The sequence below is a fragment of the Nonomuraea sp. 3-1Str genome, assembly GCF_031570565.1.
Lineage (GTDB): Bacteria > Actinomycetota > Actinomycetes > Streptosporangiales > Streptosporangiaceae > Nonomuraea.
On record NZ_JALHBK010000009.1, the window covers coordinates 231,147 to 255,078 of the forward strand.

The following is a 23,932-nucleotide window of genomic DNA, read 5'->3' on the forward strand; positions in this document are numbered from 1 at the left end:
GCGCCTTCCTATAGGGATGCGAAAAGTTTCGTCAACCCTTTGCAGACGTTACAAACCCGTTACCGATATATCGTCAACTCGGAAACCCCAGCTCACGCGGGCGAACAGGGAAGATGAGGTCAGTTAACGTTTTGGCCTTGGCGTCGTGGGACTACAACCGGTTGCATGTTTAGGAGCACCGAAGGGCCGCCGGAGGCGGTTACGGAACGTGTCCGGCGGGGAGGCGCGCTCCCCGCCGGTCAGGCCGCCCGGGTCACCACTTGCCGCCTAGCTCCCTGAGCGTGAACACGCCGCCGGCGCGGTCGTGGAGCGGCTCGGACAGGTCCGGCTCGCCCTGCTCGGCCAGGACGGGGCCGGCGTGGGCCTCCGAGTCGTCCTGGGAGACGTAGCCGATCGCGCGGGCCTCCTCCAGCGACCACCAGCGCCGGGCGTTGTCGGAGACGCCCCAGACGACGTGGTAGCCGGGGGCGGTGAACGCGGCCTCCACCAGGCGGGTCAGGTCGTCGGGCGAGATCCAGGTGGCCAGGCCGCGCGTGTCGCCGGACGCCTCATTGCAGGTGCCGAGCCGGATCACGGTCACGTTCATGCCGAAGCGGTCGTGGTACAGGCTGCCCAGCGCCTCCATGACGACCTTGCTGACGCCGTAGAAGGTGTCTGGGCGCGGGAAGGCGTAGTCGGGCAGGTCCTCACCGGAGGGCGGCCGGGTGTGGAAGCCGGCGGCGTGGTGGCTGCCCATCATCACCACGTGCCGCACCCCCTCCTCGCGGGCGGCCTCCAGGAGCGCGTGGGTGCCGTCCATGTTGGCCCGCACGACGTCGGCCCACGGGTGCTCGCGGCTCTGCCCGCCGAGATGGAGCACGGCGTCGACGCCCTTCATCGCCTCGGCCATCGCGGCGGGGTCGGTCAGGTCGGCGGTGACCTCCTCCTCCCCCGGTCCCAGGCCGGTGTCGACCGGGCGGATGTCGGACAGACGGAGGACGCGGCCCTCGCGGGCCAGGCGTGGGCGGAGGAGCGTGCCGACCTTCCCGGCCGCGCCGGTCATGAGAATGCGCATGGTCCCCTTGTACACAACGGTGACTTAAATTCACATTCTTGAATATTGACCGTGATGTAGGTCACTCGTTACGTTCACCTGACGAGGTCCACATGGGCGGCACATGTCCATATATGTGAACAGGAGGCGGTCTGATGTCACGCCATCTGCTCGGGGTCGCGCTCGCGGCGACCCTGGCCGTAACGATGACAGGCTGCGGCTCCGGGGGGTCCGGCTCAGGCGACGACGCGTTGGAGATCTGGATCAGGCAGGCGCCTGAGTCCCTCTCCGCGAAGACGGCCGTCAAGCTGGCCGACGCTTTCACGAAGTCCAGCGGGATCAAGACCAAGGTGGTCGCGATCTTCGACGACTTCGAGACGAAACTGCAGCAGCAGGCGGCGCAGCGCAAGCTGCCCGACATCGTCATCAACGACACCGCACAACTCGGCAACATGCACACCCAGGGCTGGGTGCGCGAGGTGGACAAGGCCAAGCTCGCCGGCGCCGACAAGCTGTCGGAGCTGGCGTGGAAGGCCGCACAGGGCGGCGACGGCAAGTACTACGGCGTGCCGTTCTCCGCCCAGGCGTTCGCCCTCATCGTCCGCAAGGACTGGCGGGAGAAGGTCGGCCTCGACACGCCCAGGACGTGGGAGGACCTCACCAAGCTCGCCCAGGCGTTCACGGACAAGGACCCCGACGGCAACGGCCAGAAGGACACGGCCGGCTTCGTCATCCCGGGAGGCACCAAGCGCGGCTACGCCTCCTGGTACGCCTCCTCCCTCATCTACGCCAACGGCGGCGACTTCGTGAAGGCGACGGCCCCCGGCAAGTTCACCTCCGTGGTCAACGACCCGAAGACGGTCGAGGCGGTGCAGTACCTCCAGGACCAGTTCTGCAAGACCAAGACCGTGAACCCCGGCGCGGTCAGCAACGACACGACCGTCTCCCACGAGGTGTTCGAGAAGGGCCAGGCCGGCATCTACCTGGTCGGCCCGTACGTGCTCGCCCGCTTCGTCAAGAACATCGGCACCGACAAGGTCGAGGTCGTCCCCGTGCCCAAGGGCCCGTCCGGCGGCCCCGGCACCCTCGGCGAGGGCGAGAACGTCTACCTCATGGCGGGCTCGGACAACGAGGAGGGGCAGCGGAAGTTCGCCGAGTACGCCTCCTCCGCCGACGGCCAGCGGATCGGCATGAACAAGGACGCCGACGGTGTCATCGTCCGCCTGCCGGTCAACACCCAGATCGACATGGCCGCCGAGCGGCAGGACCCGCGCTGGAAGGTGTTCCAGGAGTCCTACGCCAACGCCGTCTACGCGCCTCCGGTGCCGAACTGGGCGCCCATCCGGCAGACCTCGGCCGACGCGATCAACACGGTGTGGGCCGACTGCTCCGCCGATGTCAAGACCGCGATGGAGGGCCTGAACACCAAGCTCAACCAGGAACTGCAGTCCCAGAAGGCCTCCTGACATGAGCCGGAGCGTGAGCCCGCCCGCCGTCGCGCAGGCGCCGCCGCCCGTGGCGGCCCCCCGCCGCCGCCCCAAGCGGGCGCGGCGGCGGGGGACGCTCGTCGCGTGGGCGTTCCTGTCACCCGCACTGCTGCTGTTCCTCTACTTCAAGTTCATCCCGATGGCCAAGGGCCTGGTGATGAGCTTCCAGGAGATCCGCTACATCGACAGCTCGTGGGTGGGTCTCGACAACTACCGGACGATCCTGACCGACGACGCGTTCATCTCGGCCATCTGGCACAGCACGGTGCTGGCCCTCGGCACCACGGCCGGCTCGCTGGTGCTCGGACTGGGCCTGGCCCTGCTCATCGAGGGCCCTTCCCGCTACCTGTGGTTCGTCAGGACCGCGGCGTTCCTGCCTGTCGTGACCACGATGGCGGTCGTGGCGGAGGTGTGGCGGATCATGTACCACCCCGCCGACACCGGCATGATCAACAGCATCCTCGGCTGGTTCGGCGGGGGCGTGCAGCCGTTCCTGGCCAGCGAGCACTCCTCGCTGCTGTCCATCATGGGCATGAGCATCTGGCGCGGCACGCCGTACGACATGATGATCTTCCTGGCGGGGCTCGTGGGCGTGGACCGCACGCTGTACGAGGCCGCCGCCGTGGACGGCGCGTCCACCTGGGAGCGGCTGCGGCACATCACGCTGCCGGCGCTGCGGCCGGTGTTCTGGATCCTGTTCACCCTGGCGGCCATCCGCGGCCTGCGGGTCTTCGTCGAGGTGTACGTCCTCACCAACGGCGGCCCGAACGGCTCCTCCGAGGTGCTCATGACACTCGTGTACAAGCTCGGCTTCCAGAAGGGCGAGCTGGGCGTGGCCTCGGCGGGCGGCATCCTGCTGTTCCTGGCCACGCTGCTGCTCACCGTCCTGGTCCAGGTCATGCGCAGGAGGCAGGCGGCATGATGAGATTCGACAGCGCCCTCGGGCTGGAGTCACGCCGGGGGCCGGTCGCGACCGCGCTGAAGGTCGTCGTCTACACCCTGATGGTGCTGGTCTTCACCGGGCCGCTCATCGGCCTGCTGGTCAGCGCGTTCAGCAAGACGCTCGACCCGACCAGCTTCTCGCTGTGGCCCGACGGGTTCACCTTCCAGAACTTCGTCCAGGCGGCCGACAAGAACGTCTACGACTACCTGCTCAACTCGTTCGTGGTCGTCGGCTTCGGCCTGCTGCTGCAGATGCTGGTGAGCGTCTTCGCCGCCTACTCCCTGTCGCGCAAGAAGTTCAGAGGCATGGCGATCGTCATGCTGATCATGCTGGCGACGATGATGCTGCCGGAGGAGATCATCGCGATCCCGCTGTCGCTGGTGCTCGCCGACCTGCCGCTCTTCCACACCGACCTCATCGGCACGTACGCGGGCATGATCCTGCCGCTCGGCGCCTGGGGCTTCTCCATCCTCGTCATGACCGAGTTCATGAAGGAGGTGCCGGTGGAGCTGGAGGAGGCCGCGCGGATCGACGGGGCGGGCGAGCTGCGCACGTTCTTCACGATCATCCTGCCGCTGTGCCGGCCGGCCCTCGGCGTGATCGGCGTCTTCGGCTTCACCATGATCTGGGACCAGTACCTGCTGCCGCTGATCGTCGCGCCGGAGCCGGGCATGTGGACGCTGCCGATCGCGCTGCGCTCGCTCCGCTCGGACGAGGAGGTGGGCATCGGCGTGCTGCTCGCGGCCTCGCTGCTGGCGCTGCTGCCGTCGATCATCGCCTTCCTCGCCTTCCAGCGGCAGTTCATGCGCGGTCTGACAAGCGGCGCCATCAAAGGTTAGGCGTCCATGTACATGGACGCCATCCAATATGCTGACACCGAGGAGCCGTCACAGGGATGGGATGATCATGGAGCCGCAGTTGGTCAAGTCCGCCGAACGGACCGTCCGCATCCTGGAGGCCCTGGCCGGCTCCCAGGAGACCCTGACCCTGTCGGAGCTCCAGCAACGCACCGGCTTCCCCCGCAGCAGCCTGCACGCGCTCATGCGCACGCTGGTGGAGCTCAAATGGGTGGAGAACGACTCGGGCAGGGGCGCGTTCGGCATCGGGCCGCACGCCCTGCTGACCGGGACCGCCTACCTCGACAAGGACCCGGCGCTGCCGTTCGCGCAGCAGACGCTGGAGGACCTGCGCGCGGAGATCGGCCAGACGGCCCACTTCGCGCGCCGCGACGAGTCCCACGTGATCTACCTCGCGACCCGCGAGTCGCGCGACGCGCACCACGTGATCCCGCGGGTCGGCCGGCGGCTGCCCGCCCACGTCACGGCGCTCGGACAGGCGCTGCTGGCGCAGCTCACCGACGACGAGGTGGCGGCGCTGCTGCCGCAACCGCTGCCGTCGATGACGCATCACACGATCATCGACCTGGAAAAGCTGACCGGCGAGCTGGACCAGGTCCGCACCCGTGGCTACGCCTACGAGCGCGAGCAGGGCACGCCCGGCGTGGCCTGCGTGGCGGTGGCGGTGGACTACCGGATCCCCGCGACCGACGCGATCAGCTGCTCGATGCCGGCGGGCCTGCCGCCCGCCGGGGTCGAGGAGGTCACCGAAGCGGTGATCACGCACACCCGCAAGCTGGCTGCCACCCTCCGGCGGGAGGGCATCCGCTAGAAAGGACCGTTCATGCGGCTCGATGGTGTTCTCTTCTTCCCCGTGACCCCCTTCGGCGCCGGCGGCGGCGTCGCTGAGGACGTCCTGGCCGAGCACGTCGCCGGCGGGGTCGCGGCCGGGGCGGGAGGAGTGTTCGCCGCGGGCGGCACGGGCGGGGTCAACGCCCCGGACCTGCCCGAGTACACCGCCGCGGTGGCCACCGCCGTCGCCGCCACCGCCGGGCGGGTGCCCGTCTTCGCGGGCGCGGGCGGCGTGCCGCCCACCGCGAGGGCCATCGCCCGCGCCGCGGCCGACAGCGGCGCCGACGGGCTGCTGGTCATGCCGCCCTACCTCGTCACCGCGCCGCCCGGCGGCCTGGTCCGCTACGTGCGCGAGGTGACGGAGGCCGCCGGGCTGCCGGCCGTGGTCTACCAGCGCGGCACCGCCCGCTTCACCCCGGCCGCGGTCGCCGAGCTGGCGGAGCTGCCGCAGGTGATCGGCTTCAAGGACGGGCTGGGCGACTTCGACCTGCTCCAGCGCATCATCCTGACCGTGCGCCGCACCACGGACCGGGAGTTCACCTTCTTCAACGGGCTGCCCACGGCGGAGCTCACCGTGCCGGCCTACCGGGGGCTCGGGGTCACGCTGTACTCCAGCGCCGTGTTCGCGTTCGCCCCGGAGATCGCGCTGGCCTTCCACGACGCCGTGACGGGCGGGGACGAGGAGCGGGCGCGGCTGCTGCTGACCGACTTCTACCTGCCGCTGGTGGAGCTGCGCGACCTGGTGCCCGGCTACGCCGTGTCGCTGGTCAAGGCCGGGGTGCGGCTGCGCGGGCTGGACGTGGGCGGGGTGCGGGCGCCGCTGGTGGACCCGCTGCCCGAGCATGTGGAGCGGCTGGAGAAGATCCTGGCGGCCGGCCTGGAGGTCGCCGGAGCCTGACCGTCCCCTGATCGTCCCCGCCTCGTCGAGCGCCTCCCGGTGACCCGGGGGGCGCTCGCTCGCGTCCCCGGCCGGGTTTCGGACATCTAACGTAACACTATTGACATATCCATAAAACCGACTCTAGGTTTTGCGAAACGTTTCGCGCGAAACGTTTCGACAACCGCAGCCAAGGGCCGGAGCAGCATGACTTCCCTACGTGACGTGGCGGAACGGGCGCAGGTCGCCATCAGTACCGTCTCCGCCGCGCTCAACGGCACCCGGCCGGTCGCGGCCGAGACCAGGCGCCGGATCGAGCGGGCCGCGGCCGAGCTCGGCTACCGGCCCAACCTGCTGGCCCGCGGCCTGGTGAGCAAGCGCACCCAGATCCTGGCGCTGCTGTTCCCCGCCCCGCACAGCGGTTTCGGGCTGACCGAGATGCAGTTCGCCACCGGCGCCGCCGAGGCCGCCGCCGAGCAGGGCTACCACCTGCTGCTCTCGCCCGAGAACAGTGACCCCGTCCAGGAGCTGCGGCACTTCACCGGGCTCGGCCTCATCGACGGCGCGCTGCTCATGGAGGTGCGGCTGGACGACGAGCGGCCCGACTTCCTCGCGCAGGCCGGTATCCCGTTCAGCATGATAGGCCGCACCCGCGACCCCGAGGCGATCAGCTACGCCGACATCGACTTCGCCCGCACCGCCGAGGAGGCCGTGGCGCACCTGGCGGAGCTCGGGCACCGCTCGTTCGCCTTCTTCAACCACTCGCCCGGCGCCTACTCCACCCAGTACGGCCCCACCATCCGCACCGGCGAGGAGTTCGCCGCCGCCGCCGGGCGGGCCGGTCTGGGCTACGTCGACGCGTTCCGCGCCGGCACCGCCGACGAAGGGCGCGAGGCGTTCGAGCGGCTGCTCGACCGGCACCCCGAGGTCACCGCGCTGGCCGTGATGAGCGACCACGCGGCGGTCGGAGTGATCGCCGCCGTCGCGGCCCGCGGCTGGTCGATCCCGCGCGACCTGACCCTGATGCTGGTGCTCTCCTCGGCCCGGGTCGCGGAGATGTACCACCCCCGCCTCACCACGCTGGAGCCGCCCAGCTCCGAGCTGGGCCGGCTGGGCGCCCGCATGCTCATCGACCGGCTGCGCGGCGACGACACTCCCCAGCATCACCTCGTGCCCTGCCGCCTGATGGCCGGCGACAGCTCGGGGCCGCCCCGGCCCCTGTCCGCGAGCCGTACCACCAGCGAGAAGGGAGCATGAGGATGGCGGGACCGCTGGGCACGCACACCCTCACCGCCGGGCGCGGCCTGCTCTTCGGCGGCGACTACAACCCCGAGCAGTGGCCCGAGCACGTCTGGGAGGAGGACGTCGAGCTGATGCGGGCGGCCGGGGTCAACCTGGTCACCGTCGGCGTGTTCAGCTGGGCGCGCATCGAGCCCGAGCCCGGCGCGCGGGACTTCGGCTGGCTGGACCGGGTGCTCGGCCTGCTCGCCGACGCCGGCATCGCCGTGGACCTGGCCACCCCCACCGCCTCGCCGCCGCCGTGGCTGGGCCACCGCTGGCCCGGGACGCTGCCGGTCGACGAGTCGGGGCACCGGCTCTGGTACGGCGCCCGCAACCAGTTCTGCCCCTCCTCCCCCGTCTACCGCGAGCGGGCCCTGGCCCTCGTCACCGACCTGGCCGACCGCTACGCCGGTCACCCGGCGCTCGCCCTGTGGCACGTCGGCAACGAGTACGGCCAGATCTGCCACTGCGACGACTCCGCCGCGGCCTTCCGGGCCTGGCTGCGCGAGCGCCACGGCGACCTCGACGGCCTCAACGAGGCGTGGGGCACCACGTTCTGGAGCCAGCGCTACAGCGACTGGGCCGAGGTCATCCCGCCGCGCCGCGCGCCGTACCTGATCAACCCCACGCAGAAGCTCGACTGGGCGAGGTTCTGCTCCGACGCGCTGCTGGAGCACTACCGCGCCGAGCGCGACGTCCTGCGCGAGCGCACCCCCGGCGTGCCGGTCACGACGAACTTCATGGGCCTGTTCAAGCCGGTGGACTACTGGCAGTGGGCGCCCGAGGAGGACATCGTCTCCAACGACTGGTACCCGGACCCGGCCGACCCGCTGTTCCCGGTGCGCTCCGCGCTCACCCACGACCTGACCCGCTCGCTCGGCGGCGGCCGGCCCTGGCTGCTGCTGGAGCAGGCCACCACGGCGGTCAACTGGCGCCCGCACAACCTGCCCAAGCCCGCCGGCCAGCTCAGGCTGGAGTCGCTGCAGGCCGTGGCCCGCGGCTCGGACGGGTCCTGCTACTTCCAGTGGCGGGCCTCCCGCTTCGGCGCCGAGCGCTTCCACGCCGCGATGCTGCCCCACGCCGGCCCCGACACCCGGCTGCACGCCGAGGTGCGGGCGCACGGCGCGGAGCTGCGCCGGCTCTCCGAGGTGGCGGGGCAGCCGGTGCCGGCGCGGGTCGCCGTCGTGCACGACTGGCCGAGCTGGTGGGCGCTGGAGGAGGCCGGCCGGCCCAGCGACCGGCTCACCGTGCCGGACCAGCTCCTGAGCTTCTACCGGCCGCTGTGGGAGCGCGGGGTGGCGGTGGACCTGGTGCCGCCGTCGGCCGACCTGTCCGGCTACGCCCTCACCGTGGTGCCGAACCTCTACCTGGTGAGCGACGAGGACGCCGCGGCGCTGACCGCGTACGTCCGCGACGGCGGCGTGCTCGTCGTCGGCCCCTTCTCCGGCGTCGCCGACCCGAACGGGCACATCCGCACCGGCCGGTTCCCCGCGCCGCTGCGGGACGTGCTCGGCGCCTCCGGCGAGGAGTGGCTGCCCGCCCCCGAGGACCGGCCCGTGCGCTGCGCGTGGGCGGACGGCACCCCGTTCGACGCCCGCACCTGGACCGAGCTGCTGCGGGCCGAGGGTGCCGAGCCGGTCGCCGTCTTCACCGAGGGCGACCTCGCCGGCCGCCCCGCGGTGCTGCGGCACCGCACCGGCGCCGGCGCCGCCTGGTACGTGGCCACCCTGCCCGAGCACGACGCCCTGGCCGAGCTGACCGGCCGGGCGCTGGCCGACGCGGGCGTGTCCGGCGCGCTGGCCGGGCCGCCGCCCCCCGGCGTCGAGGCGGTCCGCCGGGGGCCCGTCCTGTTCCTGCTCAACCACGGCACGACGGAGGCCCGCGTGCCCGTCACCGAGCCCGCCGAGGACCTGCTGACCGGGTCCCGCGCCGACGGCACGGTGACGCTCGCCCCGCGCGCCGTCGTCGCGCTGCGCCCCCTCGCCTGACTCCTCCGACTTTCTCGCGGCCCTCGAATCCCCACCTAGGAGAACCCCATGCGCAGAAGAACCTTCCTCACAGCGTCCGCCGCCTCCGCCGCGGCCCTGCTCCTGTCCGCCTGCGGCGCCGACGACTCGACGTCCGGGGAAGGTGACCAGGCCGCCCCGTCCCGGATCGCCGGCGACGAGAACGCCCCGGCCACGATCGTCTTCTGGAGCTGGGCCGAGAACATCCAGAAGGTCGTCGACCTCTGGAACCGCAAGAACCCCACCCAGCAGGTCAAGCTCAGCGGCCAGGCCGCCAGCGACGAGCTGATCGCCAAGTTCCTCACCGCGGTCAAGGCCGGCAACGCCCCCGACGTCCTGCAGGCGGAGTACCAGTCGCTGCCGACGCTCATCACCAACAACGCCCTGCAGGACCTGACCAGCGCGATCGCGCCCATCAAGTCCTCCTTCCCGCAGGGCACCTGGGACCTGACCTCCTTCGGCGGCGCCACCTACGCCGTGCCCCAGGACGTCGGCCCCATGATGCTGTTCTACCGGGCCGACATCTTCGAGAAGATGGGCCTGAAGGTGCCCACGACGTGGGAGGAGTTCGGCGCGCTCGCCGAGACGGTCCGCTCGAAGGACCCCAAGCGCTACCTCACCACGTTCTCGCCCGGCGACGCCGGCTGGCTGGCCGGTTTCGCCCAGCAGGCCGGCGCCAACTGGTGGGCCAACGAGAACGGCTCCTGGAAGGTCGCCGTGAACGACCCCGCGACCCAGAAGATGCTCGGCTTCTGGGGGCAGCTCGTCAACTCCGGCGCGATCCTCGGCGACCCGATGTACACCCCGCAGTGGAACAGCCAGATGAACGACGGCACCATCATCGCCTGGCCGAGCGCGGTGTGGGGCGCGGGTGTCCTCGCCGGCGTCGCCCCCTCCAGCAAGGGCAAGTGGCGGATGGCGCCGCTGCCGCAGTGGAGCGCGGGTGAGCAGGTCACCGGGTTCTGGGGCGGCTCGTCCACCGCGATCAGCGCCACCTCCAAGCAGAAGCCGCAGGCCGCGAAGTTCGCCCGGTGGATCAGCAGCGACCCCGAGGCGCTGAAGGTGCTCATCGAGATCGGCCTCTACCCCTCGGCCCTCGCCGGGCAGAGCATGCTCGACGTCGCCCCCGACTTCATGAGCGAGCAGGCGGACTACTACAAGTCGGCCGCCGAGATCGCGAAGACCGCGCGCGGGTTCAGCAGCTGGGGCCCGAACACCAACGTCACCTACGGCGCCTTCGAGAACCTCATGCCCAAGGCGGTGCGCGGCAAGTCCGACTTCGCGGCCGTGGCCGCGCAGGTGCAGCAGCAGAGCGTCGCGGACCTGAAGAAGCAGGGCTACCAGGTCGTCGGCGGCTGAGACGACCCATGAGCACAGTCAACGACACCACCCCACGCCCCCGCGCCGGCCGCCGGCGCGGGGCGCTCGCCGCCCCCTACCTGATGACGGCCCCCGCCGTCCTCCTGTTCGTCGTCTTCATCCTGGTGCCGATCGGGTACGCGGTCTGGCTGAGCCTGCACGCCATGCGGGTGCGGGGCGCCGGCCTCGGCATCCGCGCCGAGGTGTTCACCGGCCTGGAGAACTACCTGGACGCGGTCCGGGACTCCGCGCTGGGCTCGGCGCTGCAGCACATGCTCGGCTACGGCCTGATCATGGTGCCGGCCACGATGGGCCTGGCCCTGCTGTTCGCCCTGCTGCTCGACGCCCCGAGGGTCGGGGGCAAGCGCGCCTCGCGGATCACGATCTTCCTGCCGTACGCGGTGCCGGGCGTCATCGCCAGCCTGCTGTGGGGGTTCATGTACCTCCCGGCGGTCAGCCCGATCCACGCCGCGCTGAAGGCCGCCGGCCTGCCGGTCCCGGACTTCTTCGGCGACGTGTCGATCTTCTTCTCGATCGCCAACATCGCCGTCTGGGGCTCGGTCGGCTTCAACATGGTGGTCCTCTACACCACCCTGCGGGCCATCCCCAAGGAGCTGTACGAGGCCGCCCGCCTCGACGGCGCCGCCGAGTGGCAGATCGCCCTGCGGATCAAGGTGCCGCTGCTGCGCCCCTCGCTGATCATGACCTCGGTCTTCACCCTGATCGGCATGCTCCAGGTCTTCAGCGAGCCCGCCACGCTGCGGCCCATGACCAACACCATCACACAGGACTGGGTGCCGCTGATGCGCATCTACCAGCAGGCGTTCGTCGACAACGACATCTACCTGGGAGCCGCCAGCTCGGTGCTGCTGGCCGGGGCGACCGTGCTGCTGTCGCTGGCCGCGCTCGCCGTCTTCCGGCTCCGTGGCGCGGGGAGCGGCCGATGAGCGGGCGAGGGAGCGCCACCGCGCCCGGGGGGCGGGGCGCCCGCGCGAAGATCCTGCCCACGTTCCTGCTGCTGCTCGGCGGGCTGTACGCCGTCCTGCCGCTGCTGTGGGTGCTGTTCGCGGCCACCAAGGGTCCCGAGGAGCTGTTCACCACCTTCTCCGGCTGGCCCAGCTTCAACGGCGGCTTCACCGGCAACGTGTCCGCCCTCAGCGACTACGGCGACGGCCGGTTCTGGCTGTGGATGCTCAACAGCCTCATCTACGCCGGCGGCGGGGCGTTCCTGACGGTCGTGGTGTCCGCCGCGGCCGGCTACGCGCTGGCCAAGTACCGCTTCGCCGGGCAGCGGCTCATCTTCGGCGCCCTGCTGGCGGGCGTGCTGGTCCCCCAGATCACCCTGGCCATCCCGCAGTACCTGCTGCTGTCGGAGGTCAACATGGTCGGCTCGTACTGGTCGGTCATCCTGCCCAGCGTGATCAGCCCGTACAGCATCTACCTGTGCCGGATCTACGCGGCCACCGCGGTGCCCGACGAGATCCTGGAGGCGGGCCGGGTCGACGGGTCCAGCGAGTTCCGGCTGCTGTGGTCGGTCGCGATGCCGATCATGACGCCGGGGCTGGTCACCGTCTTCCTGCTCCAGTTCATCGGCATCTGGAACAACTTCCTGCTGCCGTACATCATGCTGGCCGACGACAACCGGTTCCCGCTCACCGTCGGGCTCTACTCGCTGCTCAACCGCGGCGCCTCGCAGCCCGCCCTGTACAGCCTGGTGATCACCGGCTCGCTGCTGTCCATCGTGCCGATCATCGCGCTGTTCCTCTTCCTCCAGCGCTTCTGGCGCCTCGACCTCGTGGCCGGCGGCCTGAAGGGCTGACGCCGGCCCGACCCCACCCTCACCCAAGCCTCCCTCACGGAACGGAAGGGCATGAAGTTCAAAGACGGCTACTGGCGGATGCGTCCCGGGGTGCGGGGCGAGTACGCCACCGCGGCCCACGACGTGACGGCGGACGCCGCCGCGCTGCGGGTGCTGGCCCCCACGCGGCCCATCACCCGCCGCGGCAACACCATCGACGGCCCCGTCCTGACCGTGGACGTGTCGTCGCCGATGGCGGAGGTGATCCGCGTCCGCGTGGTGCACTTCGCCGGCTCGGTCCCGGACGCGCCCGCCTTCGACGTACGCGAGGACCCGGGCGCCCCTCCGGTGCGCGTCAGCGTCGACGGCGACGAGGCGAGCCTGGCCAGCGGCTCCCTGGAGGTCCGGCTGCGCCGCGACACCCCGTGGGACATGACCTTCACCGCCGGCGGGCGCGAGCTGACCCGCAGCGGCGCCAAGTGCCTCGGCGTCATGACCGACCCGGACGACCGGCACTTCATGGTCGAGCAGCTCCGCCTCAGCGCCGGCGAGCTGGTCTACGGGCTCGGCGAGCGGTTCGGGGCGCTCACGCGCAACGGGCAGACCGTCGACGTCTGGAACGAGGACGGCGGCACCAGCAGCGAGATCGCCTACAAGAACATCCCGTTCTACCTGAGCAACCGCGGCTACGGCGTCTTCGTCAACCATCCCGGCCGGGTCTCCTTCGAGGTCGGCTCCGAGACCGTCTCCCGCGTGCAGTTCAGCGTCGAGGGTCACGACCTGGAGTACCTCGTCATCCACGGCCCCACCCCGGCCGACATCCTGCGCCGCTACACCGCGCTCACCGGCCGCCCGGCGCTCCCCCCGGCCTGGTCGTTCGGCCTGTGGCTGTCCACCTCGTTCACCACCGACTACGACGAGGCCACCGTCTCGTCGTTCGTCGACGGCATGGCCGAGCGGAACCTGCCGCTGAGCGTGTTCCACTTCGACTGCTTCTGGATGCGGCAGTACCGCTGGTGCGACTTCGTCTGGGACCCGGACGTCTTCCCCGACCCGGAGGGCATGCTGCGCCGGCTCAAGGAGCGCGGCCTGAAGATCAGCCTGTGGCTCAACCCGTACATCGGGCAGGCGTCGGCGCTGTTCGAGGAGGGGAGGAAGGGCGGTTACCTGCTGCGCCGCCCCGACGGCCGGGTGTGGCAGGACGACCACTGGCAGGCGGGACGGGCGCTGGTGGACTTCACCGCCCCCGGTGCCCGCGAGTGGTTCGCCGGCAAGCTGCGCGCGCTGCTCGACATGGGGGCGGACGCGTTCAAGACCGACTTCGGCGAGCGCGTGCCCACGGACGTGGCCTGGGCCGACGGCTCCGACCCCGAGCGGATGCACAACTACTACAGCCTCATCTACAACCAGACCGTCCACGACGTGCTGGCCGAGCGCAACGGGGCGGCCGAAGCCGTGCTGTTCGCCCGCTCGGCGACCGTCGGCGGGCAGCGGCTGCCCGTCCACTGGGGCGGCGACTGCGAATCGACGTTCGAGGCGATGGCCGAGAGCCTGCGCGGCGGCCTGTCGCTGGGCATGGCCGGGTTCGGCTTCTGGAGCCACGACATCGGCGGCTTCGAGGGACGGCCCGACCCCGCGGTCTTCAAGCGGTGGATCGCCTTCGGCCTGCTGTCCTCGCACAGCCGGCTGCACGGCAGCGGCTCCTACCGGGTGCCGTGGCTGTTCGACGAGGAGTCGGTCGACGTGCTGCGCTCCTTCACCGAGCTGAAGCACCGCCTCATGCCCTACCTGTACGGCGCGGCGGTCCAGGCCTCCCGCGAGGGCATGCCGGTGATGCGGGCCATGCAGCTGGAGTTCCCGGACGACCGGGCATGCGACTACCTCGACGCCCAGTACATGCTCGGTCCCGACCTGCTCGTCGCCCCGGTGTTCTCCACCGAGGGCGAGGTGTCCTACTACGTCCCGGCCGGCACCTGGACCAGGCTGCTGGACGGCACCACCGTGGAAGGGCCCGGCTGGCGGACCGAGCGGCACGGGTTCGACAGCCTGCCGCTGCTGGTGCGTCCCGGGGCCGTCGTGCCGACGGGCGCCCGCTCGGACCGGCCCGACTACGACTACGCCGACGGCGTCACGCTGAACGTCCACGGGCTGGCCGACGGCGAGCGCCGCACGGTCACGGTCCCGACCACGGAGGGCGGCGTCGGGGCGGTGTTCGAGGTGTCGCGCAGCGGTGACCGCCTCCACGCGGCCCGCCTGGAGGGCGCCCCGGCCCCCTGGCACCTGTCCGTCCCCTCCGGCGCCCGCGCCTCCACCGACGCCGCGACCGGCGAGCTCCAGATCGTCCTCGACTCCCCCGACTCCAAGGAGTGAACCCCTCCATGACGACCACCCCCGCCCGGGCCTTCCCCGAGAGCTTCTTGTGGGGCACGGCCACCGCCGCCTACCAGGTGGAGGGCGCCGCCGCCGAGGACGGCCGCGGACCGTCGATCTGGGACACCTTCTCCCACACCCCCGGCCTCGTGGACGGCGGCGACACCGGCGACGTGGCCTGCGACCACTACCACCGGCTGGAGGAGGACCTCGACATCCTCGCCGAGCTGGGCGTCGGCGCCTACCGGTTCTCCATCTCCTGGCCCCGGGTGCTGCCCGGCGGCGGCGACCGGCTCAACCAGCCCGGACTCGACTTCTACTCCAGGCTCGTGGACGGGCTGCTGGCGCACGACATCGCCCCGGTCGCCACCCTCTACCACTGGGACCTGCCGCAGGAGCTGGAGGACGCCGGCGGCTGGCCGCACCGCGACACCGCGCTGCGGTTCGCCGAGTACGCCCGCCGGATGGGCGAGACCCTCGGCGACCGGGTCCACACCTGGATCACGCTCAACGAGCCGTGGTGCTCGGCCTACCTCGGCTACGCCTCCGGCGTGCACGCGCCGGGCCGTACCGACCCGGCGGCGGCGCTGGCCGCCGTCCACCACCTCAACCTCGGGCACGGGCTCGCCGTCCAGGCCCTGCGCGCCACCGCCGACCCGGCGGCGCAGGTCGCCGTCACGCTCAACCTGCACCACGTACGAGGAGTCTCCGAGCGCGACGCCGGCGCGGTGCGGCGCGCCGACGCGCTGGCCAACGGCGCCTTCCTCGGGCCGATGCTCGACGGCGCCTACCCGCGCGACCTCATCGAGGCCACGTCCTCCGTCACCGACTGGGCGTTCGTCCGCGACGGCGACGAGGCCACCGCCTGCCAGCCGCTGGACCTGCTGGGGGTCAACTACTACAACCCCGTGCTGGTACGCCAGTGGGACGGGGCCACGCCCAGGGAGACGGCCGACGGGCACGCCGACGGCTCCGCCTCGCCGTGGATCGCCTGCGAGGACGTCGAGTTCGTCCAGCAGCCGGGACCGTACACCGAGATGGGCTGGAACATCGACGAGACGGGCCTGACCGAGCTGCTGCTGCGGCTGCGCGACGAGTACCCGGCGCTGCCGTTGATGATCACCGAGAACGGGGCGGCGTTCGCCGACGTCCTCGACGCCGACGGCCGTGTCCGGGACGAGCGGCGCGTCGACTACCTGCGTCGTCACCTGACGGCCGTCGCCGACGCCATCGACGCCGGGGCGGACGTGCGGGGCTACTTCGTGTGGTCGCTGATGGACAACTTCGAGTGGGCCCGGGGGTACGCCAAGCGGTTCGGCATCGTGTACGTGGACCGGGAGACGCTGGAGCGGACGTGGAAGGACAGCGCCCACTGGTTCCGCGAGGCCGTCGCCACCGGGGCCGTACCCGCCTCCTGACGCCTGGTGACACGGACGCCCGCCGTGGCCGCGCCCAGGAGGCCGGCCACGGCGGGAGCCGTTCGGAAGAGGTCAGACGGCACCCTCGGAGCAGGTCAGACGGCGCCTTCGGAGCAGGTCAGACGGTGCCTTCGGAGCAGGTCAGACGGTGAGAGTGCCGTCGACGCGGCGCGGGATGCCGAGCGGGTTGCCGTCCTTCAGCTCGTCGGGCAGCAGCTCCGCCGGCCAGTCCTGGTACGCGGTGGGGGCGAGCCACCGGTCGATGGCCGTCGCGCCGACCGAGGTGTGCGCGGACACGGTGGTGGAGGGCCAGGGGCCGCCGTGATGCATCGCCCAGCACACGGCCACCCCGGTGGGCCAGCCGTTCCAGATGAGCCGGCCGGCCTTGCGCGACAGCACCTCGGCCACCTCTCCGGCCTCGCCCGGGCGGGTGGAGTGGATGGTGGCCGTCAGCGAGCCCTCCAGCCGCTCCAGCACCGGCCGCAGGTCCGCGGCGTCCCGGTAGGTGATGACGATCGAGGCGGGGCCGAAGCACTCGTCCGCGATGTGCGGCAGGCCATCGGCGAACGACTCCAGATCCGTGGTGAACACCTTCGGCGTGACCGCCCAGCTGCCCTCCCCCGGCTTGCCCTCGGCCAGCAGGGTCAGCGCGCCGAGCCGCTCCAGGCCGCCCAGGTAGCCGTCACGGATGCGCTCGGCCAGCATCGGCCCGCCGGTGGTGCCCTCGACGGCGGCGGCCAGCGCCTTGCGCAGCTCGTCGTCGTCCGGGACGAACATCAGGCCGGGGTTGGTGCAGAACTGTCCCACGCCGAGCGTGAGGGAGGCGGCGAAGCCGGTCGCGACCTCGGCGGCGGGGGCCGAGGGCAGCACGACGACGGGGTTGACGCTGCCCAACTCGCCGAAGAACGGGATCGGGACCTCGCGCTCGTCGATGAGCGCCTGGATGGCCTTGCCGCCCGCGACGGAGCCGGTGAACCCGGCCGCCACGACGAGGGGGTGCTGGACGAGGTCCTTGCCGGCCTGCATGCCCTGCACCAGGCCGAGCAGGCCGGGGTTCGGCAGGGCGTCGCGCACGATGGCGGCGACGCGCTCGGAGGTGCCGGGGTGGCCGGGGTGGGCCTTGACCACGACCGGGCAGCCGGCGGCCAGCGCCGAGGCGGTGTCGCCGCCCGCGACGGAGAAGGCGAAGGGGAAGTTGCTGGCCGAGAACACGGCGACGACCCCGGGCAGCGCGCGCTTGACGCGGCGCACGTCCGGCCGGGGCGGGGCGGCCGACGGGTCGGCGTGGTCGATGATCGCGTCGAGATGGCCGCCGTCCCTGACGACCTGGGCGAACAGCCGGAACTGGCCGGCCGTGCGGGCCACCTCGCCGCGCAGCCGTACCTCGCCGAGGGCGGTCTCCTGGTCGGCGATCCGCCACAGCTCGTCCACGTGGGCGGCCAGCGCGTCGGCGACGGCCTCCAGCACGAGCGCCCGCTCCTCCGCCGGAGTGGCGCGCCACGCCTGGCCGGCGGCCGCCGCGGCGGAGACGATCATGTCGACTCCGGCGGCGTCGGTCTCCGGCAGCGCGGCGCCCACGGTCTCACCGGTCCTGGGATCGTATCCGTGAATCATGGATTGGCCCTTCGCAGTCTTGACACTCTCTGAGGTCGATTCTTACAGTTGCGGCACCTGTCCACAAATCTGGCAGTTGTTCACATATATGGACGGCGGCATTTATGCTCATCCGGGATGTCCAGGTCACACCCGTCGCGTTCCGCGACCCGCCCCTCCTCAACGCCGCCGGCGTCCACGAGCCGTGGGCCCTGCGGACCGTCGTCGAGGTCGTCACCGACGAGGGCCTGAGCGGGCTGGGAGAGACGTACGGGGACCTCGCTCACCTCACCAAGGTACGTGAGTGCGCCGAGGCGATCGTGGGGCTGGACGTGCACGCCGCCCACGAGATGTACGCCCGGATCGCCTCCGTCGTCGGCGACGTGGTCAGCGACCTGCACGGGCTGACCGGGGTCTCCACCAAGGAGAAGAGCGTCGACCGGGTGTTCGCGGCGTTCGAGGTGGCCTGCCTGGACATCCGCGGCAAGGCCGCCGGAGTGCCCGTCGTGGACCTGCTCGGCGGGCGCGTGCGCGACGCCGTGCCGTACAGCGCCTACCTGTTCTACAAGTGGGCCGGCCACCCCGGCGCCGAGCCCGACCGCTTCGGCGAGGCGCTCGACCCGGCCGGGATCGTCGCGCAGGCGGCGCTGCTCATCAAGGAGTACGGCTTCACCTCCATCAAGCTCAAGGGCGGCGTCATGCCGCCCGAGGAGGAGGTGGCGGCCATCGAGGCGCTGCATGCGGCCTTCCCCGACCTGCCGCTCCGCCTCGACCCGAACACCGCCTGGACCGTGGAGACCTCCATCCGCGTCGGCCGCGCCCTGGAGGGCAAGCTCCAGTACCTGGAGGACCCCACTCCGGACATCTCCGGCATGGCGGCGGTCGCTCCCGAGGTGCCCATGCCGCTGGCCACCAACATGTGCGTCGTCACCCCGGAGCACCTGCCGCCCGCCATCGCGCAAGGCGCCGTCAAGGTGCTCCTCCTCGACCACCACTACTGGGGCGGGCTGGTGCGCTCCTCGCAGATCGCCGCGCTGTGCGGCACGTTCGGGCTGGAGCTGTCCATGCACTCCAACTCCCACCTCGGCATCAGCCTGGCCGCCATGACCCACCTGGCCGCCGCCACCCCGAACCTCACCTACGCCTGCGACACGCACACGCCGTGGCAGGACGGCCAGGACGTGGTCGCGCCCGGCAGCCTGCGCTTCACCGACGGGGCGGTCCCCGTGCCGTCCGGCCCCGGCCTGGGCGTCGAGCTCGACCGCGACGCCCTGGCCGTGATGCACGAGCAGTACCTGAAGTGCGGGATCACCTTCCGCGACGACCAGGGGTACATGAGGCGCTTCGAGCCTGCCTTCACCACGAGGAAAGCATCCTGGTGAACGCCTTTGCCGGCAAGCCCCTCCCGCCCGGTGGGGTCGCCCCATGAACGCCCGCCCCCGCCACTTGGACGACGTCCCCCCGAACACCCACCCCGCAGACTCCCCTTGCCGGAAGCCCACCTCGGCCACCACCTCGGCCACCAGGAGCAGCTCCTGATGAACGTCGCCTACGCCTACCCCTGGGACATCGTCGGTGACCCGGCGGCGCCGGAGCGGCTGGCCGCCCTGGGCGTCGAGGCCGTCGCGCTGGCCGCCAGCTACCACGCCACCCGCGCCGCCACGCCGTACCACCCGGCCCACCGCGTCCTCGACGTGCCGCACGCCGCGTTCTACCTGCCCGTACGGCCCTCCGCGTGGGGCCGCCTGGTGCCGAAGTCACCGTCGTGGACGACGCCCGACGCGTACCTCCAGGCCGGCGACGCCCTACGCGCCGCGGGTCTGAAGGTCCACGCCTGGACCGTCCTCACGCACAACTCCGTCCTCGGCCGGGAGCACCCCGACCTGGTGGTGCGCAACGCCTTCGGCGACCCGTATCCGCACGCGCTCTGCCCGGCCTTCGACGACGTCGTGGACTACTGCGAGCGGCTGGTCCGGGAGATCCTCACGGTGGGACGACCGGACGCGCTGATCCTGGAGTCGTGCGGGCCGATGGGGTTCGGCCACCAGAGCATCCACGAGAAGACCGCGGGGGCCGACTGGGACCCGGTGGACAGCGACCTGCTGTCGCTCTGCTTCTGCCGCGCCTGCGCCGACCGCTACCCGGCGGGCACACGCGACCACGTGAAGGCCGCCATCGACCGCTCCCCGGCAGGCACACGCGACCACGTGGCCGCCATCGACCGCTCCCCGGCAGGCACACGCGGCCATGTGGCCGCCATCGACCGCTCCCCCGCCCCCGGAACGCGTGCCCACCAGACGTCGACCGCGAGCACCCCCACCTTCACCTCCGTGGAGGAGGCCCTCGGGACCCTGGCGGACGAGGTGCGGGCCGTGCGCGTCGACCTGTCGGCCTCACTCCGGCGCGCTCTCGTCGCCGCGGCCCGGGACACGGCCCCGGACGTCCCGATCACCATCCACGCCAGCCCGGACCCGTGGGCCACGGCCGCCTTCGCCGCCCTTCCCGAGGGCGAGCCGGGAGCGGACGTGCTGGTGGCCAACTGCTGGGGCGACCCGGCCACGGACACGGCCCGCCTCGCCCGTCTCGTCGAACTGTGCCGCCCCGGCCAGCGCGTCGGGGCCTACGTCCTCGGCCTCCCCCCACGCCCGGCGGACCCGGAGGCCCAGGCTGACCTCCTCCGGGCCTACGCCAAGGCGGGAGCATCGGAGTTCCACCTGTACCACGCGGGCCTGGCCTCCCCCCACCGCCTGTCGGCCATACAGCAAGCCCTCCGCCTGATCAGCTGACTCCCCAACAGGCCCTTGCCCGTAGGCGAGCGTTCCGACCCGGTCCACAGGGCCGGCGCGGCCGCCAGGTCGCAGGGCCGCCTCCTGGTGCCGTCCCGCCTCCACGACCCGCGATCCGCGATCCGCGGGAGAGTTTCCGCATGGGCAGAGGCCTTGGCTTCAACGCCGGTGCGGCCGCCAGGTCGCAGGGCTGCCTCCTGGTGCCGTCCCGCCTCCACGACCCACGACCCACGACCCACGCGAGAATGCCCGCATGGCCTCGCTGCACCGGCCTGATGTTGTGTCAGAGCGACCCTTGGCTGTCAGCCCGCCGACCCCACCAGCCCGCTCTCGTACGCCGCGATGACGAGCTGAGCACGGTCCCGGGCCCTCAGTTTGGCCAGGAGGCGCGTGATGTGGGTCTTGACCGTCGCCAGGGTCACGTGCAGATGACCGGCGATCTCGGCATTGGAAAGCCCCCGGGCGATGAGCACGAGGACGTCCCGCTCCCGCTCGGTCAGGCCGTCCAGCCCCTTGGGCCGCGCCGAGACCGGAGTCCGGGTGAACTCATCGATCAGGCGGCGCGTCACGGACGGCGCCAGCAACGCCTCGCCCCCGGCCACCACCCGGATGGCCGCCACCAGGTCCGCCGGCGGCGTGTCCTTGAGCAGGAACCCGCTGGCGCCTGCTCGAAGCGCGTCGTACACGTACGCGTCGAGATCGAACATGGTCACGATCAAGATGCGGGAGACGTCACCGATGCGCCTGGTGGCCTCGATGCCGTCCATCTCCGGCATGCGAACATCCATCAGCACCACGTCGGGACGCTGCTCCAGCGTGACAGCCACCGCCTCGGCCCCCGTGGCGGCCTCCCCGACCACGGTCAGATCCGGCTCCGAATCGACCAGCACCCGGAAACTCCCCCTGAGCAACGCCTGATCATCGGCCACGACGACTCGGATCACGCAGCACTCCCGTAGGGCAATGTCGCCAGCACGCGGAATCCTCCACCGGGAAGCGCCCCGGCTTCGAAGGCCCCGCCGAACATCATCACGCGCTCCCGCATCCCGATCAGTCCATGCCCGGCACCTTCCATCGCCACCTCACCGCGGACCAGCCCCCAGCCGCCAGGTCTGCTCCCGGTGGGCCCACGTCCTGCGGCCCCGTCGTTCGTCACCTCGATCCGTACCTTGCTGGAGTCGGCCACCACGGACACCCAGCAGCGTGCCGGCCCCGAGTGCTTGGCGACATTGGTGAGCGCCTCCTGCACGATGCGATACGCCGACAACTCCACCCCTTCGGGCAGCCACCTCTCCACCGAACCCCGGCCACGGCGGCCGGCCTCCTCCCACGCCTCCTGCCGCCCGTCCGGTGCGGAACCCCTGACCCTCGGCCCGCCAGGCACCTCAGCCGCGTCCTTCCGACCCCGGTCCGGCCTCTTCTCTTCTGCGCTTGCCCGGCTCTCTTCCGCCCCCGCGTGTACCGGATCCTCTTCTACGTGTACCAGCCGAGACGCCGGGCGCCCTTCCCCTGGCGCCGGATCTCGTCCCCCTGACGCCGGATGCACGCCTCCCGGGGCCGGGTGCTCCACCGTGGATCCCCAAGGGCCTCTCCCCGACGGGACATCGGACTCCTGCGAGGGCGTGATGCGCATGTCCAGCTCGACCTCCACCCCCGCGAGGCGGGCGCGTTCCGCCAGCCCCCGGATCCCGGCAAGCCCGGGGAGGGGCCCCATGTCCACATCATCGTTGGAACGGAGAATCCCCAGGAGATGCCGCATCTCGACCATCGCACTGCGGCTGACCGTCTCGATCACCCGCAAGGCGTCGTGTGCCTCTTCCGGCTTCGTGCGCATGACATGGTTGGCCACGCCCGCCTTCACCGCGATCAGTCCCACGCTGTGCGTGACCACGTCGTGCAGCTCTCGTGCGATCCGCAGCCGTTCCTCCGTCACCTTCTGTTCGGCAAGGCGCTCGGCGTCGCGCGCCGCGTAGATTCTGCGCTCCCGTACGGCACGCCCGACCGTCCAGGAGCCTCCCAGGGCCGCGATGCCGAGCAGCGGCACGTCGAGACGCGTCGCCCAGAGGGGCCCGCTGGGATGTGGAGCTCCCCCCATCGCGACCAGCCCCACCAGCGTGATCAAGGTCAGCACGGCGATCGCCATGGTGGGCGCCGGCGCTCCCCGGTCGTCGGTGAGCGCCACGATGTACAGCGCGTAAGCGGGGGCGACGTAGGCGATGCTCACCAATCCCAGCACCACGGCGGCCACGGACACCGCCAGCACGAGGCAGAAGACCGGCACGGGCCACACGCGCCGCAGCGCGAGCGGCAGCCCGAGGCCGAACGAGACGCTGAGCCAGCCCCACCAGGGCACGTCGAAGACCGGCGGCGGCGCCGTCAGGAACAGGAGCGAGAAGCAGACCCCGGCCAGCAGGTCGAGCATGACCAGCTGGCCTCGGCTGAGGCGCCTGGCGAAGAGGGGGTTCGGCTCGTGCACGCCTAGAAGGTAGCCAACGTGGCGGGGTCCGCACGTCAACCCAGGGTCTGACATCAAGGTTCGGACCGTGGTCCGATGTGCCGGCGACCCGCCGTACCCCATCCTCGACGACGTGATCCAACTCAACCACCTGACCAAGCGCTACGGTGGCACGCTCGCGGTGGACGACCTGTCCTTCACCGTCGAGCCCGGCCATGTGACCGGCTTTCTCGGGCCCAACGGAGCCGGGAAGTCGACGACGATGCGTCTGATCCTCGGCCTGGACACCCCCACCTCGGGCGAGGCCCTGGTCAACGGCCGGCCCTACGCGACCTTGCACAGGCCGATGGCGCAGGTGGGCGCGCTGCTGGACGCCGGTGCGGTGCACGGCGGCCGCACCGCCTACCATCATCTGCTCTGCCTGGCCCGCACCAACGACATAGGTGAACGGCGGGTGGCCGAGGTCCTCGATCTCGTCGGCCTGGCCGGTGTGGCCCGCCAACGTGTGCGCGGGTTCTCCCTCGGCATGAAACAGCGGCTCGGGATCGCGACGGCGCTCCTGGGCGACCCACGCGTCCTCATGTTCGACGAACCGGTCAACGGTCTCGACCCCGACGGTGTGCGCTGGATCCGCGATCTCATGCGCTCGCTTGCCGCTGAGGGCCGCACCGTCCTGCTGTCCAGCCATCTGATGAGTGAGATGGCGTTGACGGCGGACCGCATCGTCATCGTGGGCCGCGGCAAGCTGATCGCCGAGGCCACGGTGCAGGAGCTCACCACCCGCTATCCCACGCTCGAAGACGCCTACCTCGCGCTCACGGCCGGCAGTGTGCAGTTC

General features: G+C 71.5%; 18 protein-coding genes and 1 pseudogene. 15 read left to right on the top strand and 4 right to left on the bottom strand.

The window, feature by feature from the left end:
* Positions 1-253: 253 nt before the first annotated feature.
* Positions 254-1,054 (bottom strand): NAD(P)-dependent oxidoreductase, encoded by an 801-nt coding sequence (locus MTP10_RS17375; protein WP_310710494.1) that lies wholly within the window; start codon positions 1,052-1,054, stop codon positions 254-256.
* Positions 1,055-1,188: 134 nt separating this feature from the next.
* On the opposite strand from MTP10_RS17375, the gene MTP10_RS17380 reads away from it, so the two are divergent.
* The 12 genes from MTP10_RS17380 (at position 1,189) to MTP10_RS17435 (ending at position 16,260) form a co-directional block, all read left to right on the top strand.
* Entirely contained in the window at positions 1,189-2,499 is a 1,311-nt protein-coding gene (locus MTP10_RS17380; RefSeq protein ID WP_310710495.1) for a sugar ABC transporter substrate-binding protein, read from the top strand.
* 1 nt (position 2,500) lies between these two features.
* Positions 2,501-3,442 carry a sugar ABC transporter permease gene (locus MTP10_RS17385; protein WP_310710496.1) on the top strand — a complete coding sequence of 314 codons (942 nt, stop codon included), beginning with the start codon at positions 2,501-2,503 and terminating at the stop codon, positions 3,440-3,442.
* On the top strand, positions 3,439-4,302 hold the full coding sequence (locus MTP10_RS17390; protein WP_310710497.1) for a carbohydrate ABC transporter permease: 864 nt from the start codon (positions 3,439-3,441) through the stop codon (positions 4,300-4,302). Before MTP10_RS17385 ends, MTP10_RS17390 begins: the two co-directional genes overlap by 4 nt.
* Before the next feature lie 67 nt (positions 4,303-4,369).
* Positions 4,370-5,131, top strand: coding sequence for an IclR family transcriptional regulator (locus tag MTP10_RS17395; protein ID WP_310710498.1), 762 nt, complete (start codon positions 4,370-4,372; stop codon positions 5,129-5,131).
* Between the two features lie 12 nt (positions 5,132-5,143).
* Positions 5,144-6,049 carry a 5-dehydro-4-deoxyglucarate dehydratase gene (locus tag MTP10_RS17400; protein WP_310710499.1) on the top strand — a complete coding sequence of 302 codons (906 nt, stop codon included), beginning with the start codon at positions 5,144-5,146 and terminating at the stop codon, positions 6,047-6,049.
* A gap of 186 nt (positions 6,050-6,235) precedes the next feature.
* Positions 6,236-7,285 (top strand): LacI family DNA-binding transcriptional regulator, encoded by a 1,050-nt coding sequence (locus MTP10_RS17405; protein WP_310710500.1) that lies wholly within the window; start codon positions 6,236-6,238, stop codon positions 7,283-7,285.
* 2 nt (positions 7,286-7,287) lie between these two features.
* Positions 7,288-9,297 (top strand): beta-galactosidase, encoded by a 2,010-nt coding sequence (locus tag MTP10_RS17410; protein WP_310710501.1) that lies wholly within the window; start codon positions 7,288-7,290, stop codon positions 9,295-9,297.
* Between the two features lie 48 nt (positions 9,298-9,345).
* Complete coding sequence (locus MTP10_RS17415) at positions 9,346-10,674, top strand: sugar ABC transporter substrate-binding protein (RefSeq protein WP_310710502.1); 1,329 nt, start codon at positions 9,346-9,348, stop codon at positions 10,672-10,674.
* Between the two features lie 8 nt (positions 10,675-10,682).
* Positions 10,683-11,621 carry a sugar ABC transporter permease gene (locus MTP10_RS17420; RefSeq protein WP_310710503.1) on the top strand — a complete coding sequence of 313 codons (939 nt, stop codon included), beginning with the start codon at positions 10,683-10,685 and terminating at the stop codon, positions 11,619-11,621.
* The gene (locus MTP10_RS17425; RefSeq protein WP_310710504.1) at positions 11,618-12,493 is read left to right on the top strand and encodes a carbohydrate ABC transporter permease; all 876 of its coding nucleotides are present in this window, start codon (positions 11,618-11,620) and stop codon (positions 12,491-12,493) included. Before MTP10_RS17420 ends, MTP10_RS17425 begins: the two co-directional genes overlap by 4 nt.
* Positions 12,494-12,544: 51 nt before the next feature.
* Positions 12,545-14,842: an alpha-xylosidase gene (gene yicI, locus MTP10_RS17430; protein ID WP_310710505.1), complete on the top strand. Its 2,298-nt coding sequence runs from the start codon at positions 12,545-12,547 to the stop codon at positions 14,840-14,842.
* 8 nt (positions 14,843-14,850) lie between these two features.
* Positions 14,851-16,260 (top strand): GH1 family beta-glucosidase, encoded by a 1,410-nt coding sequence (locus tag MTP10_RS17435; protein ID WP_310710506.1) that lies wholly within the window; start codon positions 14,851-14,853, stop codon positions 16,258-16,260.
* A 141-nt stretch (positions 16,261-16,401) separates the two neighbouring features.
* Here the strand turns inward: MTP10_RS17435 and MTP10_RS17440 are convergent, their stop codons facing one another.
* Entirely contained in the window at positions 16,402-17,874 is a 1,473-nt protein-coding gene (locus tag MTP10_RS17440) for an aldehyde dehydrogenase (NADP(+)) (protein WP_310710507.1), read from the bottom strand.
* A gap of 104 nt (positions 17,875-17,978) precedes the next feature.
* Between MTP10_RS17440 and MTP10_RS17445 the strand changes: the two genes are divergently transcribed.
* Positions 17,979-19,235: a glucarate dehydratase family protein gene (locus tag MTP10_RS17445; RefSeq protein ID WP_310710508.1), complete on the top strand. Its 1,257-nt coding sequence runs from the start codon at positions 17,979-17,981 to the stop codon at positions 19,233-19,235.
* 105 nt (positions 19,236-19,340) lie between these two features.
* Positions 19,341-20,639: a hypothetical protein gene (locus MTP10_RS17450; protein WP_310710509.1), complete on the top strand. Its 1,299-nt coding sequence runs from the start codon at positions 19,341-19,343 to the stop codon at positions 20,637-20,639.
* A 302-nt stretch (positions 20,640-20,941) separates the two neighbouring features.
* Here the strand turns inward: MTP10_RS17450 and MTP10_RS17455 are convergent, their stop codons facing one another.
* Together MTP10_RS17455 and MTP10_RS17460 are read right to left on the bottom strand one after the other, a co-directional pair.
* Positions 20,942-21,583: a response regulator transcription factor gene (locus MTP10_RS17455; protein WP_310710510.1), complete on the bottom strand. Its 642-nt coding sequence runs from the start codon at positions 21,581-21,583 to the stop codon at positions 20,942-20,944.
* Positions 21,580-23,115 carry a histidine kinase gene (locus tag MTP10_RS17460; RefSeq protein WP_310710511.1) on the bottom strand — a complete coding sequence of 512 codons (1,536 nt, stop codon included), beginning with the start codon at positions 23,113-23,115 and terminating at the stop codon, positions 21,580-21,582. Before MTP10_RS17460 ends, MTP10_RS17455 begins: the two co-directional genes overlap by 4 nt.
* A 112-nt stretch (positions 23,116-23,227) precedes the next feature.
* Between MTP10_RS17460 and MTP10_RS17465 the strand changes: the two are divergent.
* A pseudogene (locus tag MTP10_RS17465) lies at positions 23,228-23,917 on the top strand (ABC transporter ATP-binding protein); the annotation flags it as partial.
* Positions 23,918-23,932 lie beyond the last annotated feature (15 nt).

Bases quoted from the DNA above. Each gene is read 5' to 3' on its own strand.
- MTP10_RS17390 (WP_310710497.1), top strand. From the start codon at position 3,439: ATGATGAGATTCGACAGCGCCCTCGGGCTGGAGTCACGCCGGGGGCCG.
- MTP10_RS17385 (WP_310710496.1), top strand. From the start codon at position 2,501: ATGAGCCGGAGCGTGAGCCCGCCCGCCGTCGCGCAGGCGCCGCCGCCC.
- MTP10_RS17395 (WP_310710498.1), top strand. From the start codon at position 4,370: ATGGAGCCGCAGTTGGTCAAGTCCGCCGAACGGACCGTCCGCATCCTG.
- MTP10_RS17375 (WP_310710494.1), bottom strand. From the start codon at position 1,054: ATGCGCATTCTCATGACCGGCGCGGCCGGGAAGGTCGGCACGCTCCTC.
- MTP10_RS17445 (WP_310710508.1), top strand. From the start codon at position 17,979: ATGCTCATCCGGGATGTCCAGGTCACACCCGTCGCGTTCCGCGACCCG.
- MTP10_RS17425 (WP_310710504.1), top strand. From the start codon at position 11,618: ATGAGCGGGCGAGGGAGCGCCACCGCGCCCGGGGGGCGGGGCGCCCGC.
- MTP10_RS17435 (WP_310710506.1), top strand. From the start codon at position 14,851: ATGACGACCACCCCCGCCCGGGCCTTCCCCGAGAGCTTCTTGTGGGGC.
- MTP10_RS17410 (WP_310710501.1), top strand. From the start codon at position 7,288: ATGGCGGGACCGCTGGGCACGCACACCCTCACCGCCGGGCGCGGCCTG.
- MTP10_RS17400 (WP_310710499.1), top strand. From the start codon at position 5,144: ATGCGGCTCGATGGTGTTCTCTTCTTCCCCGTGACCCCCTTCGGCGCC.
- yicI (WP_310710505.1), top strand. From the start codon at position 12,545: ATGAAGTTCAAAGACGGCTACTGGCGGATGCGTCCCGGGGTGCGGGGC.
- MTP10_RS17440 (WP_310710507.1), bottom strand. From the start codon at position 17,874: ATGATTCACGGATACGATCCCAGGACCGGTGAGACCGTGGGCGCCGCG.
- MTP10_RS17420 (WP_310710503.1), top strand. From the start codon at position 10,683: ATGAGCACAGTCAACGACACCACCCCACGCCCCCGCGCCGGCCGCCGG.
- MTP10_RS17380 (WP_310710495.1), top strand. From the start codon at position 1,189: ATGTCACGCCATCTGCTCGGGGTCGCGCTCGCGGCGACCCTGGCCGTA.
- MTP10_RS17415 (WP_310710502.1), top strand. From the start codon at position 9,346: ATGCGCAGAAGAACCTTCCTCACAGCGTCCGCCGCCTCCGCCGCGGCC.
- MTP10_RS17405 (WP_310710500.1), top strand. From the start codon at position 6,236: ATGACTTCCCTACGTGACGTGGCGGAACGGGCGCAGGTCGCCATCAGT.